Source organism: Pseudomonas sp. BP8 (genome assembly GCF_017875955.1).
In the GTDB taxonomy this organism is placed as follows: Bacteria; Pseudomonadota; Gammaproteobacteria; order Pseudomonadales; family Pseudomonadaceae; genus Aquipseudomonas.
Genome location: NZ_JAGINK010000001.1, coordinates 888130 through 901241 on the forward strand (window position 1 = coordinate 888130; position 13112 = coordinate 901241).

General features: G+C 66.8%; 14 protein-coding genes. All 14 read right to left on the reverse strand.

Annotated elements, in window-relative coordinates; translation table 11 throughout:
* Positions 1-60: 60 nt before the first annotated feature.
* Genes J3B00_RS03930 through J3B00_RS03995 form a run of 14 tightly spaced genes read right to left on the reverse strand, consistent with a single transcriptional unit; the run spans position 61 to position 13105 of the window.
* Entirely contained in the window at positions 61-1287 is a 1227-nt protein-coding gene (locus J3B00_RS03930; RefSeq protein WP_209864130.1) for a beta-ketoacyl-ACP synthase, read from the reverse strand.
* The gene (gene fabG / locus J3B00_RS03935; protein ID WP_209864133.1) at positions 1287-2015 is read right to left on the reverse strand and encodes a 3-oxoacyl-ACP reductase FabG; all 729 of its coding nucleotides are present in this window, start codon (positions 2013-2015) and stop codon (positions 1287-1289) included. Before fabG ends, J3B00_RS03930 begins: the two co-directional genes overlap by 1 nt.
* The gene (locus tag J3B00_RS03940) at positions 2008-2478 is read right to left on the reverse strand and encodes a hotdog family protein (RefSeq protein ID WP_209864135.1); all 471 of its coding nucleotides are present in this window, start codon (positions 2476-2478) and stop codon (positions 2008-2010) included. Before J3B00_RS03940 ends, fabG begins: the two co-directional genes overlap by 8 nt.
* A complete protein-coding gene (locus J3B00_RS03945; protein WP_209864142.1) occupies positions 2475-3656 on the reverse strand; it encodes a beta-ketoacyl-[acyl-carrier-protein] synthase family protein in 1182 nt (393 codons plus the stop codon). Before J3B00_RS03945 ends, J3B00_RS03940 begins: the two co-directional genes overlap by 4 nt.
* Entirely contained in the window at positions 3653-4135 is a 483-nt protein-coding gene (locus tag J3B00_RS03950; RefSeq protein ID WP_209864145.1) for a hypothetical protein, read from the reverse strand. Before J3B00_RS03950 ends, J3B00_RS03945 begins: the two co-directional genes overlap by 4 nt.
* Positions 4132-6459 carry a hypothetical protein gene (locus tag J3B00_RS03955; protein ID WP_209864148.1) on the reverse strand — a complete coding sequence of 776 codons (2328 nt, stop codon included), beginning with the start codon at positions 6457-6459 and terminating at the stop codon, positions 4132-4134. Before J3B00_RS03955 ends, J3B00_RS03950 begins: the two co-directional genes overlap by 4 nt.
* Positions 6443-7045: an outer membrane lipoprotein carrier protein LolA gene (locus tag J3B00_RS03960; protein ID WP_209864151.1), complete on the reverse strand. Its 603-nt coding sequence runs from the start codon at positions 7043-7045 to the stop codon at positions 6443-6445. The genes J3B00_RS03955 and J3B00_RS03960 overlap by 17 nt, the downstream gene beginning before the upstream one ends.
* Complete coding sequence (locus J3B00_RS03965) at positions 7042-7467, reverse strand: acyl-CoA thioesterase (protein WP_209864154.1); 426 nt, start codon at positions 7465-7467, stop codon at positions 7042-7044. The genes J3B00_RS03960 and J3B00_RS03965 overlap by 4 nt, the downstream gene beginning before the upstream one ends.
* Positions 7460-8995 carry an aromatic amino acid ammonia-lyase gene (locus tag J3B00_RS03970; protein ID WP_209864157.1) on the reverse strand — a complete coding sequence of 512 codons (1536 nt, stop codon included), beginning with the start codon at positions 8993-8995 and terminating at the stop codon, positions 7460-7462. Before J3B00_RS03970 ends, J3B00_RS03965 begins: the two co-directional genes overlap by 8 nt.
* Entirely contained in the window at positions 8992-9915 is a 924-nt protein-coding gene (locus J3B00_RS03975; RefSeq protein ID WP_209864160.1) for a glycosyl transferase, read from the reverse strand. The genes J3B00_RS03970 and J3B00_RS03975 overlap by 4 nt, the downstream gene beginning before the upstream one ends.
* Positions 9912-10646 (reverse strand): glycosyltransferase family 2 protein, encoded by a 735-nt coding sequence (locus J3B00_RS03980; RefSeq protein WP_209864163.1) that lies wholly within the window; start codon positions 10644-10646, stop codon positions 9912-9914. Before J3B00_RS03980 ends, J3B00_RS03975 begins: the two co-directional genes overlap by 4 nt.
* Positions 10639-12312, reverse strand: coding sequence for an AMP-binding protein (locus J3B00_RS03985; protein ID WP_209864167.1), 1674 nt, complete (start codon positions 12310-12312; stop codon positions 10639-10641). The genes J3B00_RS03980 and J3B00_RS03985 overlap by 8 nt, the downstream gene beginning before the upstream one ends.
* Positions 12309-12854, reverse strand: a complete 546-nt coding sequence (locus J3B00_RS03990; protein ID WP_209864170.1) for a hypothetical protein — start codon at positions 12852-12854, stop codon at positions 12309-12311. The genes J3B00_RS03985 and J3B00_RS03990 overlap by 4 nt, the downstream gene beginning before the upstream one ends.
* Complete coding sequence (locus J3B00_RS03995; protein WP_209864174.1) at positions 12851-13105, reverse strand: acyl carrier protein; 255 nt, start codon at positions 13103-13105, stop codon at positions 12851-12853. The genes J3B00_RS03990 and J3B00_RS03995 overlap by 4 nt, the downstream gene beginning before the upstream one ends.
* Positions 13106-13112: the final 7 nt, after the last annotated feature.

Consider the following 13112-nt stretch of genomic DNA (forward strand, 5'->3'; position numbering starts at 1 on the left):
CGCTGTCTCTGTGGGAGCGGCCTTGTGTCGCGAAAGGGGCGCGCAGCGCCCCCAGGACATTCAACCCCAGCGGCGGAAGATCAGTGAGGTGTTGACCCCGCCAAAGGCAAAGTTGTTGTTCATCACGTACTCATTGCTCATCACCCGCATCCCGCCGCGCAAGTAGTCCAGCTCGGCGCAGCGCGGGTCGACGTTGTCGAGGTTGAGCGTGTGCACGTACCGATCGCGGTTCATCATTTCGATACTGAACCACGACTCCAGCGCACCACAGGCACCGAGGGTATGGCCGAGAAAGCTCTTCTGCGAACTGATCGGCATGCGTGCACCAAACAGCTCGTGAGTCGCCTGGGTCTCGGCAATATCGCCCTGCTCGGTGGCCGTGCCATGGCCGTTGACGTAGCCGATGGCATCGGCTGCCAGGCCGGCATCGTCCAGCGCCAGCTGCATGGCGCGGCCCATGGTGACCTGCTCGGGGCGGGTGATGTGCTGGCCGTCGGCATTGCTGCCAAAGCCGACGATCTCGGCATGAATACGCGCGCCGCGCGCCAGCGCATGCTCCAGCTCTTCGAGCACCAGCATGCCACCGCCTTCGCCAACGACCAGGCCGTCGCGGGCGCTGTCATAGGGCCGCGGCGACAGCTGCGGAGTGTCATTCTTCAGGCTGGTGGCGTACAAGGCGTCGAACACCATCGCCTCGGTCGGGCACAGTTCCTCGGCGCCACCGGCGAGCATCATGGGCAGGCGACCGAACTTGATTGCCTCATAGGCATAGCCGACCCCCTGGCTGCCGCTGGTACAGGCGCTGGAGGTGGGAATCAGGCGCCCGGTCAGGCCGAAGAAGATACTGATATTGGCTGCTGTGGTGTGCGGCATCATGCGCACGTACGAGTTGGCGTTGAGGCCATCGGCGCGTGAGTTGAGCAGCATGTTGCCGAACGCCTTGATCTCATCGGTGCTACCGGCTGAGGAGCCGCAGGCCACGCCCATCCGTCCGTCGCGGATGCTCGGCTCGTCGAGCAGGCCGGCATCGGCCAGCGCGCGCTCGGCCGCCGCGACTGCCAGGCGCGCGACCCGGCCCATGCTGCGCAGTTGCTTGCGGGTCCAGTGGGAGGGGACCTGGAAGTCGTCAATCGGGCCGCCGAGACGCGTGTTGAGCTCCTCGAAACGGTCCCATTCGTGCATCCGGCGAATGCCGCTGTGGTTATTGGCAAAATGATTGGCAAGGGTTTCCCAGTCATTGCCCAGCGCAGTGATGCCGGCCATGCCGGTGACCACGACCCGACGCATCAGCACAGCCCTCCGTTGACCGAAATAACCTGGCGGGTGATATAGGCGGCTTCATCGGACATGAGGAAGTTGACTGCGCCGGCGACCTCTTCCGGCGTGCCCATGCGTTGCGCCGGGATCATCTTCAGCAGTTCATCGACCGGCACGTGTTCGTCGAGCATGGCCGTGTCGATCAGGCCCGGCGCGACGCAGTTGACAGTGATACGGCGCTTGCCCAGTTCTATCGCCAGGGCTTTGGCGGCGCCGATCAGGCCGGCCTTGGAGGCGCTGTAGTTGACCTGGCCACGGTTGCCGATCAGCCCGGAGACCGAGGTGATGCAGACGATCCGGCCCGGCGCGCGGCGGCGGATCATCGGCATCATCAGCGGATGCAGAACGTTGTAGAAGCCATCCAGGTTGGTACGCATGACCTGGTCCCAGTCGTCTTCGGTCAGCGCCGGGAAGGCGCCATCGCGGGTCAGGCCGGCGTTGCACACCACACCGTAGTAGGCGCCATGCGCCTCGACATCCTCGTTGAGCAGGGCGGCGCAGGCCGGCCGGTCGGCGATATCGAATTGCAGGATGCGCGCCTGGCGACCGAGCCCGCGGACCTCGTCGGCCACCGCTTCGGCTTCGCTGCGCCCCGTGCGGCAGTGCAGCACCAGGTCGTAGCCGGCGCGGGCCAGGCGCAGGGCAATGGCGCGGCCGATGCCGCGGCTGGAGCCGGTGACCAGGATGGTGTCAGTCATGCGGGTGTTCCTCAGGGGCCGCCTCGGCCAGGTACTGGCTGGCCTGGGGCGGGCGATAGACATTCAGGCGGGCACTGGCATGGATACCGGCCCCGCGCAGGTGGCATTCGAACACACCCATGCCATTGTCGTCTTCCAGCGAGCGCTGGGCATGGATGCGCAGTTCGGCGCCAGCCGGGAAGTGCTCGACGTTGCACTCGAACTTGCGTGTGCCGAGCAGAAAGCCCATCTCTACGGGCTTGCCGAGGCGACGCGCGCGGTAACCGGCGAAGGCTGCCACGCTCTGGGCCATCAGCTCGAGGGCGAACCAGGCCGGCAGGCTGCCGTCGGCACGGTTGAATTGGCCACCGGCGCGCACCGTGGCATAGGTGTGGACCTGCTCCTCGTCACAGTGCTCGATGCCCTCTATCAGGATCATGTCACCGGCGTGCGGCAGCAGGTCGGCCAGGGGCCAGGTGGTCATGACGGGTCTCCAATAATCAGGCTGACATTGTTGCCACCAAAAGCGAACGAGTTGCTCATCAGCCGGCGCGGACCGTGGCGTGGCAGGCGCTGGCTGCCGTCGACCAGCGCCAGGGCTGGCAGCTGTGGGTCGTGCTGACCGTCCCAGCAATGGGGCGGCAACAGGCCGTGCGGGTTGTGCTCGCTCAGGCTCAGCCAGCACAGCGCAGCTTCCAGTGCGCCAGCGGCGCCGAGGGTGTGGCCGGTCATCGGCTTGCTCGACGAGCACGGCAGCTGGGCGCCGAACAGGCTGTGCACTGCCCGGCATTCCATGGCGTCGTTGTGCGCGGTGGCAGTGCCGTGGAGGTTCAGGTAATCGATTTGAGCGGGCTCGAGGCGGGCATTGTCCAGCGCTTTGCCCATGGCCTGCAAGGCGCCTGTGCCGGTCGGTTCGGGCGCGGAGATATGGTACGCATCGGAGCTGGCGCCCGCGCCGAGCAGGGCAATACCCGGGCCTTCGGCGGTCATCAGGAACAACGCCGCGGCTTCGCCGATATTGATCCCGTCACGGTTGACCGAGAGCGGATTACAGCGCTGTGCGCTAACCGCCTCGAGCGCCGTGAAGCCGTTCAGGGTCAGGCCGCAGAGGCTATCCACGCCGCCACACAGCACCGCATCGCACACACCCAGGTCGAGCAGTCGCCGGGCACTCAACAGCGCCCGGCCGCTGGAAGTGCAGGCGGTGGAGATCACGTAAGCAGGGCCTTCGAGTTGCAGCCAGGCCGCAAGAAAGGCGGCTGGTGCGCCAAGGGATTGCTGGTCGTAGCGATAATCGTCGGGAAACTGCCCATTGCTCAGGTAGTGTGCGATAGCGCTGCTGGCTTCGGCGATGCCGGAGGTGCTGGTGCCCAGCACGATGCCGATCCGCTGCGCGCCATAGCGGGCGATGGCCTGACGAATGACGGGCTCGATCTGCAGTGCGGCGGCATACAGCAACTGATTGTTGCGGCTCTGGTGGCCGTCCAGCGGCAGGGGCGGCAGGGCGCCGTCGACTGCGCCGACCATCACCTGCTTGTCAGGCACCCAACCGTGCTGTGCCTGCATCCCCGAGCAATCGCCGCTGAACAGCTTGCGGGCCACCTCGGCCTGGCCCTGGCCGAGGGCGCAGACCAGGCCCAGGGCATTGAGGTAGGCGGTCATTGTGCGGTCTCGCTGGGCAGTGGGCTGACTAGATAGCGCAGGCCTTGGCCGAGGCTCAAGGTGAAGTCGTCGGGGTGGCGGTAATCGACCTGCCAGCGCGTGCCCAGCCAGCGCCGCTGACCGTGTTGCCGAGCCTGGGGATAAAGGCTGGCCAGCTGCGCCTCGGGGGTGAGGGCGAACAGCACGGCGGCGAACAGTTCGCGCGCCTCGGGGTTGGGCGGCAGCAGGCCATCCGCGTGCCAGTCCTGGCCATCGAGCAACTGCCGCGCCTGGGGGATGCCCATCAGGTCGAGCAGCGACCAGCGCAACTGGCTGTTTTCGCCCTGCACCACCAGCAGCCAGTCCTGGCGCTGCTCGGCGTGTTGGCGTTGTACGTGCAGTTGCTGCGGCAGGTGCAATGCCGGCAATTGTTCGGGCAGGGGGACGCGCGCGGCGCAGGCGGCGAGCAGCACGGTGATCAACAGCAACAGGCGTTTCATGGCTGCGGGGTATCTCGTTCGCGGGCGGCGGCCCAGGGCGCAAGGACAAAACTGAAAGCAAGACCCAGGCTCACCGCCAGGCCGAAATTGCTCACCGCCGGGGTGCTGGATAACGCCAGCAGGCCGAACGACAGCCAGGTGGTGAGGGCCGCCAGCAGCGTGCCGAGCAAACTGACCGCGGCGCCGCCGATCCGTTCATGCATGAGGATCGCATAATCGACGCTGATCGCCGTCACCAGTAACAGGCCAAACAGGCTGAACAAGGTCAGCGGCTGACCGAGCCAGCCAAGGCTGGCCAGGCTGCACAACGCCGCCAGCAAGGGCAAGGCGACCAGACGCAGGGCGCCGCCGAGGCCGAACGGCACCACCAGCAGGGCCAGGATCAACGCACAGGACAACAGCTTGAGCTCGGCGGCGCTGACCTGGGTGGCGGCGAACAGTGTGTTCAACTGACCGAGGCGATCGACCAGTTGCACACCCGCCAGCTCGTCGGTCTGCAGGCGGAGCAGCGCCGGATCGTTGAGCCCTTGCAGGCTGACGACAGCGGCCACGCCATTAGCGTCTGCACCCAGCCACAGCGGTCGCCACGCCTCACCGAGGGGGCCGGCCAGGACTTGCTCGATCGAGCGGTCAGGTTGCTTGCGCAGGAGGTCCAGCTCGGCGGTCAGCGCACTTTGCGGCACGCCCAGTGCCAACAGCGGTTGCCAGTGCGTGGGCAGCTGCGCAAGGGCGGCGCGCGCGTGTTGCTGTTCGGCGGCGCTGGCCACCAATTGGCTGAGGCTCATGTAACCGCGGAGCTTGTCCAGCTCAGCCAGTTCGTCGAGTTTGTTGCTCAAGGCCTGCAGGCGTTCGAGCAGTTGCTCCTGGTCGACGCCGCGCACCAGGTAAAACTGGCTGGTCGGCTGGTAGCCGGTGATGCGTGCTACGGCCTGTGCTTCTTCCATCAATTGCGGTGAGGTGCCGACCCATTGGCGAATATCGTTGCGGCTCTCCAGTTGCCACAGGCCACCCGCGCAGAACAGCAACAGCAGGCCCAGCAACGCCGCACTGGGGACCTTGCGCAGCAGGCGCTCGCGCAGGCTCGTCAGGCGTTGCGCGATGCGCAGCGGCCATTGCGCCGGGCGCAGCTCGACGCCTTGCAGCAGGGCGGGCAGCAGGCACACGGCACTGAGATAGGCACCCAGCAGGCCGGCGGCCGAGAACACGGCAATCTGCGTCAGGGCCGGGAACGGCGTGAAGGCCAAGGCCAGATAGCCAATGCAACTGGTCGCCAGGCTCAGGCTCAGCCCTGGCAGGGTCAACCGCAGCGCTGCCCAGCTACGCCAGGGACGCAGGCTCCAGCTCTTTGACAGATAGTGCAGCGGGTAATCCACGGCCACGCCGATCAGGCTCGAGCCGAGTACCAGCGTCATCACGTGCATCTTGCCGAACAGCGCAACGCAGGCGACTGCGCCAAACAGCATGCCCACCAGCACCGGGACAAAGGCCAGCAGCACCCGCCAACGGCGGAACGCCAGCAGCAGCAGCAAGAGGATGCCGAGCGTAGCGCCACCGCCCACCCAGGTAATCTCCCGGCTGGCCTGGCGCTGGCCGTTGGCCGCGTGCAGCAGGCCGCTGACGGCCAGCAGCTGGGCGCCGTCGTGCTTGGCCTGCAGGCGACCGGCGGCGAGCAGGTCGGCCACTTGCAACGGCAGTTTCAGGTCGAAGGCATCGCCCAGGCTGCGCGCCCGCAGCAGCACCCAGTGCTGGCCGTCAGCCTCGGCGATCAGCGCGCCGCTGGCCGTGTCCAGCTGGATATTGCCAGGCCTGGGTTGGCTGGCCTGAATACGCCCGGTGAGGCCAAGCCAGTCGTCTTGGCTGGCGACAAGGCTGACGCCGCTGAAGGGGTCGAACAGGCTTTGCACACGCTGCTCGATAAACGCTTGGGGTTGCTCGATCAACTGTTGGCGATCAGCGCCCGAAAGCATGGCCAGACGGCCTTCAAGCAGTTGCGTGCGTACTGCCTGCAGATCGGTCTGCAGGCTCCACTGGACGTTCTCGAACAGGCCGCTGGCTTGCCACTGCTCGGCCAGGCGTTGCGCCAATGCCAGCGCTTGCTGGCGCTGTGGGTGACCGACCAGCACCAGCATTTCGCGGTTGAGCGGCGCCTGCATGCGCTGTTCGGCGCGCTGTACCAGGGGGTCCTGGGTATCCCCGGGCACCAGCGTCATCAGGTCGGAAGATAGCGGCGCGCCGCTGTGCCATTGCCAGCCGGCCAGCGCCAGCACGCCCATCAGCAAGGCCAGGAACAGGCGTGGCAGAAGGCGTTCACTTGGCAAAGTCATTGCGCTCCGCTTCGCTCAGGGCGCTGTCACCGCTGCTGTCGGGCATGCGCAGCACGGTGCTGTCGCCTTGGGTTTCTTGCAGCTCGATGCGCTCGACATAGCGTCCGCCAGTAATGTCGATGCGGCTGAAAATCTGCTTGAGCAGCAACGAGCGCGGGTCGAGGCGCAGTTGCCAGTGGTCGGCGCTGCCGGCCAGGCTCAGCTCGAAGTCGCGCTGCAGGCCACTGCTGTCGCCTTGCAGCACGGCGAAGAACAGTCGGTTCTGCTCGGCCCCGGCACTGCGGTTGGGCAACTGTTGCCAACCGGACGGGTCACGCCGGGCAATGCCTTCGGCGTTGATCCGGTAGTCCTGGCGCAAGGGCGTTTGCAGCAGCCAGAGCAGCCCGTGCTCGCGGGCCAGGACAAAGCTGCCACGACTTAGCAGCGGCTGGGGCAGCGCGCGCAGGTGTTTTTCCTGAATGAACGAGCCCCTGACTACCGCCGGTTCGCTCAACTGCTTTTGCAGGTCGTCCAGGCCGAAGGCCCACACCAGTGGGCTGCAGGCCAGCAAGGCGAGCATCGCCAACGCAGGCATCAGGCGGCTCATGGCAACACCTGCTGCACCGCATCGAGCATCACTTGCGGTGAAGCCAGCTGCATCTCGCCGCTGGCGATGTGCACCGCGACCTGCACCGTGCTGGCGCGGGTCATGCGTTCGCCGGTGGCGGCGTCGCTGATCAGGTAGTTGATCTTCAGTCGGCTTTCCCACTCGACCAGGCTCGCGCGCACGCTGAGGCGCTGGCCGAAGCTGGCGCCGCGGATGTAGCGCAACTGCAGGTCGATCACCGGCCACATGTAGCCGCTGGCCTGCATGCTTCGGTAATCGTGTTGCAGCGCATCGAGCAGTGCGCAGCGGGCGACTTCGAGGTACTTGACGTAGTGACCGTGCCAGACGATATGCATGCTGTCGACGTCGAAGAAGGGCACGACGATCTCGCTGTCGACGTGGAACACACCAGGGTTACGCATCGTGCAGCTTCCAGTGCTGGTCGGCGATACGCACCAGGCACAGGCGCAGTTCACGCTCCAGCGCGCGGTCTTCGGTGACCGGCGCGAAGTCTGCCAACAGCGCCTGGTGCATTGCGGCCAATGCCGGCGGCAGCGGTCGCGCACCCGCCTGGCGAGCGCGTAGCCAGACCCCCTGGTTAGCGGCCAACAAGCTCGCGGCGGCGACTTGTTCGGTCAGTTCCAGCACGCGCAGGGCATCGCGCGCGGCGATGGTGCCCATGCTCACCTTGTCCTGGTTGTGGCATTCGGTGGAGCGCGAGAACACGCTGGCCGGCATGGTTTGCTTGAGGGCTTCGGCGGTCCAGGCGCTGGCGCCGATCTGCACCGCCTTGAAACCGTGGTTGAGCATCGCCCGGTCAGCCTCGGCGCCCGACAGATTGCTGGGCAGGCCATGGTTGTAGCGGGTGTCGACCAGCAGTGCGAGCTGGCGGTCGAGCAGGTCGGCGACGTTGGCCACCAAGGTCTTCAGGCTGTCCATGGCAAAGGCGATATGGCCACCGTAGAAGTGCCCGCCGTGCAGCACGCGCTCGGCATCGCCGTCGATGATCGGGTTGTCGTTGGCGCTGTTCAGCTCTGTTTCAATGAAGCTGCGCAGCCAGCCCAGACTGTCGGCCAGCACCCCGAGTACATGCGGCGCGCAGCGCAGCGAGTAGCGGTCCTGCAGCCGATGCAGCGGCGCTGCCGGTGCATCGATGGCCAGATCCTGGCGCAGCCAAGCGGCGACCTGGGTCTGGCCGGGATGGGGCTTGGCGGCGAACAGGCGCTCGTCGAAGTGTTCGGGGTTGCCTTGCAGGGCGATCACATTCAGCGCGGTGATGCGCGTGGCGAGCTTGAGCAGGTAGTCGGCGCGGCCGAAGGCCAGGCAGGCCAGACCGGTCATGACCGCCGTGCCGTTCATCAGCGCCAGGGCTTCTTTGGGGCGCAGCACCAGTGGCTGCCAGCCGAGCGCGCGGTGGACCTCGGCGCTGCTGCGTTGCTTGCCCTGATAGAGCACCTCGCGCTCGCCGGAGAGGGTCGCCGCCACGTATGACAGCGGCGTCAGGTCGCCACTGGCACCTACCGAGCCTTCCTCGGGAATCAGCGGCAGGATATCGTGGGCGAGAAACGCCCGCAGCCGCTCCAGCAGCTCAAGGCGCACACCGGACATGCCGTGGCTCAGCGAGCGCAGCCGCGCGGCCAGCACGGCGCGGGTGGCCGCCGGCTCGAGCAGTTTGCCCAGGCCGCAGCCGTGAAAGGTATACAGGTGAATGGGCAGTGCTTCGACATGTTCCGGCGGCACGGCCACCACGCAGGAGTCGCCGTAACCGGTGGTCACCCCGTAGATCACGCCTTCCTTGTCCAGCAGGGTGTCGAGAAAACGCGCGCCACGGGCGATCCGCTCGCGGTAGGCCGGATCTTCTTCGAGCAGTGCGGTGGCCTGGCGCTGGCTGAGGGCGAGCACATCTTCGATGGCGAGCGGCGCCTCGCCGAAGGTTACGGACTGGGTCATCGGTCTTTCCAGAAGGGGTAGAAGTTGAACCACTGGGTCGGCGCCTGCTGGCAATAATCGCCCAGGCGTGCGGCGTAGCGAGCGGCCCATTCGGCGATCACCTGGTCACGGCTGTCGCGACGCCACGCGAGGCGCTCGGCGAAGGGTTCCAGGGTGATCCGGTAGCGGCCCTTGAGCTTGAGGCAGAACAGCAGGTTGACCGGGCAGCCGAGCAGCCCGGCCAGCAGCCACGGGCCTTGCGGCAAGGCCGCCGGATGGCCGAGAAAATCCACCTCGACCGTGCGTGCGCCGTGCAGTGGCACGCGGTCGCCGGCAATTGCCAGCCACTCGCCGCGCTCCAGCCGTTCGGACAACTGCAGCATGATCGCCGGGTCCAGCTCGCTGACCTGGATCAGCCGCAGGTGGCTGGCGCCGGCCTCGCCCAGCAAGCGATTGAAGCGTTCGGCATGACGGGTGTGGACGAGCACGTTCATGGTCACTTGCTCACCCAGTTCGGCCAGCGCCCGGCACACCTCGAGGTTGCCCAGGTGGGCGCCGACCAGCATCTGTCCGCGGCGGCCACGCAGCTGCTGGCGCAGGCCGGCGGGGTCGGCGATTTCGATGTCTTCCAGGCGCAGCTTGCCGTTCCAGGCGTCGAGCTTGTCCAGCAGCGAGTCGGCAAAGGCCATGAACTGGCGGAACACCTGCCAGTGGCTTGGCGCGGGCGTGCGCCCAGCGCTCCACGTCGCCAGGCGTTGCTGGTACTGCCAGGCACTGCGCCGGGCGCGCCGGCCGAACAGGAAGAAATACAGCACGATGGCGTGGATCAGCGGGCTCAGCAGGCGCCGTCCGAGCAGGCGCACCAGCACGGCGGTCAATTTCATCAGCCAGAAGCTGCCGCGTTCGCGCTGCTCGGCCCAATGCCGAGGCGGGCTGCTCATCGACGCCACCGCCGCCAGAGGATCATCGGCGCGCGCAGCAGCATGCCGAAGAACAGTGTGGCGTGCATGCGCGAAATCAGCGCGTTGTCATGCACCAGACGAAAATGCGAGAGGCCGTCCTTGGGGTAATGCACCCGGGTTGGCAGCCAGCGCATGGGTTGCTCGCGCCAGGCCAGGCGGACGAGGATTTCCGTGTCAAAGTCCATGCGCCTGCCCAAGCGTACCGAATCGATCAAGGCCAGGGTGGGCGGCAGCGGGTAAACCCGAAAACCGCACATCGAATCGCGGATCGCCAGCGACAGGCTGTTGATCCACACCCACACGTGGGTCAGATAACGGGCGTACAGGCGGCCCTTGGGCACGCTGTCGTCGTACTGTGGATAACCGCAGATCAGCGCCTGTGGATAAGCCTGCGACTGGGCCAGGAAGGTAGTCACGTCGGCCAGGTCATGCTGGCCATCGGCGTCTACCTGGAGGGCGTGGCTAAAGCCCAGCCGGGCTGCCTCACGCAGGCCGGCCATGACCGCGCCGCCCTTGCCTTGGTTGGTGTCAAGGGTGACCAGAAACACTGCCTGCTGTTCGGCCAACCGGCGTAGCACCTGGGCGCAGGGCGGGTGGCTGGCGTCGTCGACCAGCACGCACGGCAGCCCGGCGCGCAGCAGCTCGGCGACCACGGCCGGCAGCGCCCGCTCATGGTTGTACACCGGAATCACCGCGCAAGGCTTATGCATCGGCCGCCTCCAGTACGATACGACCGCTGGAGCAGGGCTGGCCCTGTTGGCTGAAGGTGAAGTAGAGCTTGTTGCGCTGCCCGTCGAAACGCAGGGTCAGCGTCACCTCGTCACCCGGGCGCACCAATTGCTGAAACTTGAGCACTTCCATCCCGGCGAAGCGCAAGCCCTGTGGAACCAGCGCAGCACCGAGGCTAATGGCCCAGTCGATCTGGACCACGCCAGGGAGGATCGGCGAGGTCGGAAAGTGGCCGGTGAAGCAGGGCAGGTCGCAAGGTACCCACAGGCGCAGCTCGGTGCCGTCATTGTGTCGCTCGAGAACCTCCGGCTGGTTGGCGCGGGATGCCTTGAGCAAGGCCTGCACCTCGGCCTGGGGCAGCTTGCCCTGAGCGTTCAACGGTAATTGGCGCAGCAGCCGCCAGCGGCGTGGCAAAGCCAGCGCCTCGCAGTGCTCGGCCAGGTGCTGGCGCAGGCCCTCGAGCAGCGACCGCCGGCCTTGGCTGCGCAGTGCGTGCAGGCCGGCGCGGCTGAGCACCAGCAAGGCGCCGAGCGAGGCGCGGCCCTCTTCGATAACGCCCAGGCGTGCTTCACTGACCCAGGCATGGCGGCACAGGGCCTGTTCGAGCATGGGCAGGGCAATGCGCTTTTCTTCCAGTTTGACGATCCGGTCGAGCCGGCCCAGCAGGCGGAAACGCCCATCGGTACTGATTTCGGCGGCATCCGCGCTTTGCTCGATATGCCCGGGGGCCAGGTACGGCGAGGCGATGCGCAAGGCGCCGTGTTCATCCTGGGCAAGCTGAACGCCGTTGAACGGCTGCCACAAGGCATCGCTCTGCCGCCAGGCAATGCCTCCGGTCTCGGAGCTGCCGAGAATCTCCAGCGGCCATTGGCCAAGCAGCTGCCGCAGGCGTACGGCAGCCTCGGCGGGCAACTCGCCACCTGAGGAGAACACCCGCCGGACCTGGCTCAGCGCGGGCCAGTCGAGGTTATCGCCCATGCGCTTGAGCAGCGCTGGGCTGGCCACCCAGGCGAAGGCCGGGTGTTCGCGGCTGGCGCGCTGCAGGTCTTCGGGGAAGGGCAGCGCCTGACGGCCGAAACCACGACCGGCGCACAGCGGCCAGAGCACGCGAAACAGCAAACCGTAAATATGCTGGGTGGCGACGCTACCGATGATCCAGGCATCGCCTAGCGATTCGCCCCACAGCTGCTCAAGGGCGGTGACTTCGTTGGCCAACTGGCGCAGGCGCTTGTCGATCAGCTTGGCTTCGCCGCTCGAACCAGAGGTGCACAGACCGATGCGGCACTCATCCAGGTCGAGGTCGGCGGGTGCCAGGGCCTCGCCCTGCAGGGCGGCGATGCTGTGATCGGCGGGCTGGTCGCTGAGCCACAGGTCGACCTGGTCGTGCCAGCGGGCGCGAGTCTGGGCTTGCAGGTCGGCCGGCAGCAGCACTTGCACCCCTGCGCGCCAGGCACCCAGCAGGGCAATCGCCAGCTCGCCGGCATCCAGCAGGTGCACCGCCAGGCGGCGTACACCGCGCGCTTGCAGGCCGCCAGCCAGGCGCAGGGCCTGCAGGCACAGGTCGGCGTGGTCCAGTGATGGCGCCTGGGTTACCTGGCGCGGCCCATCCAGTGGCCGCAACAGGTGCTCGGGGTTGATCCAGTTCATGCGCGTCCTCGCACCTGTTGTCGTGTCAGCCATTCGCCGGCAAACAGCAGGCCCATCGCCAGGTAGGCGATCAGGCCGTTGTAGAGGGTCCACCAGGCCAGCGGGGCCCACAGGGTCAGGCCTGCGGCGATCAGCCCGTTGACCAGGAAGAACCCGCACCACACCTGCGTCACGCGGCGTGTGTAACGGATTGCCGCAGCCGGCAGCTGCGGTTCACGCAGGCGCGCCAGGCGCTCCACCAGCGGTGGGCCGTATTTCAGGCTCGAACCGAACAGCGCCAGCATGAACGCGTTGACCAGCACCGGGTACCAGCGCAGCAACTGGCTGCTGTCAGACACCGCCAGCAGCGCGCAGAACGCCAGCGCCAGCAGCGCCATCCAGCGGCTACCGGGCCGGGCCGGCGCGCTCAGGGCGCGGGCCAACCACAGGCCGCCGAGCAGCAAGGCGAACTGCCACGGTGCGAAGTGGCCCAGGCCGAAGTGCACCGCAAACGGATACAGCACGCCGGCCAGCACCAGGCCAGGGCCGACCAGGCGTTTCATGCCGCGCTGTTGACCAGGCGGTACACGGCGTCGACCACGTCGCCGACGGTGCGCACCGACTTGAAGTCTTCGGCGCTGATCTTCTTGCCGGTCTGGCGCTTGATATGGTCGATCAGGTCGATGGCATCGATGCTGTCGATTTCCAGTTCCTGGTACAGATTGGCGTGCAGGTTGATGCTGGCGGGGTCCAGTTCGAACAGTTCGACCAGGGCGTCGCGCAGGATGTTGAAAATGTCTTCGCGGGTTTGCATGGTGCGG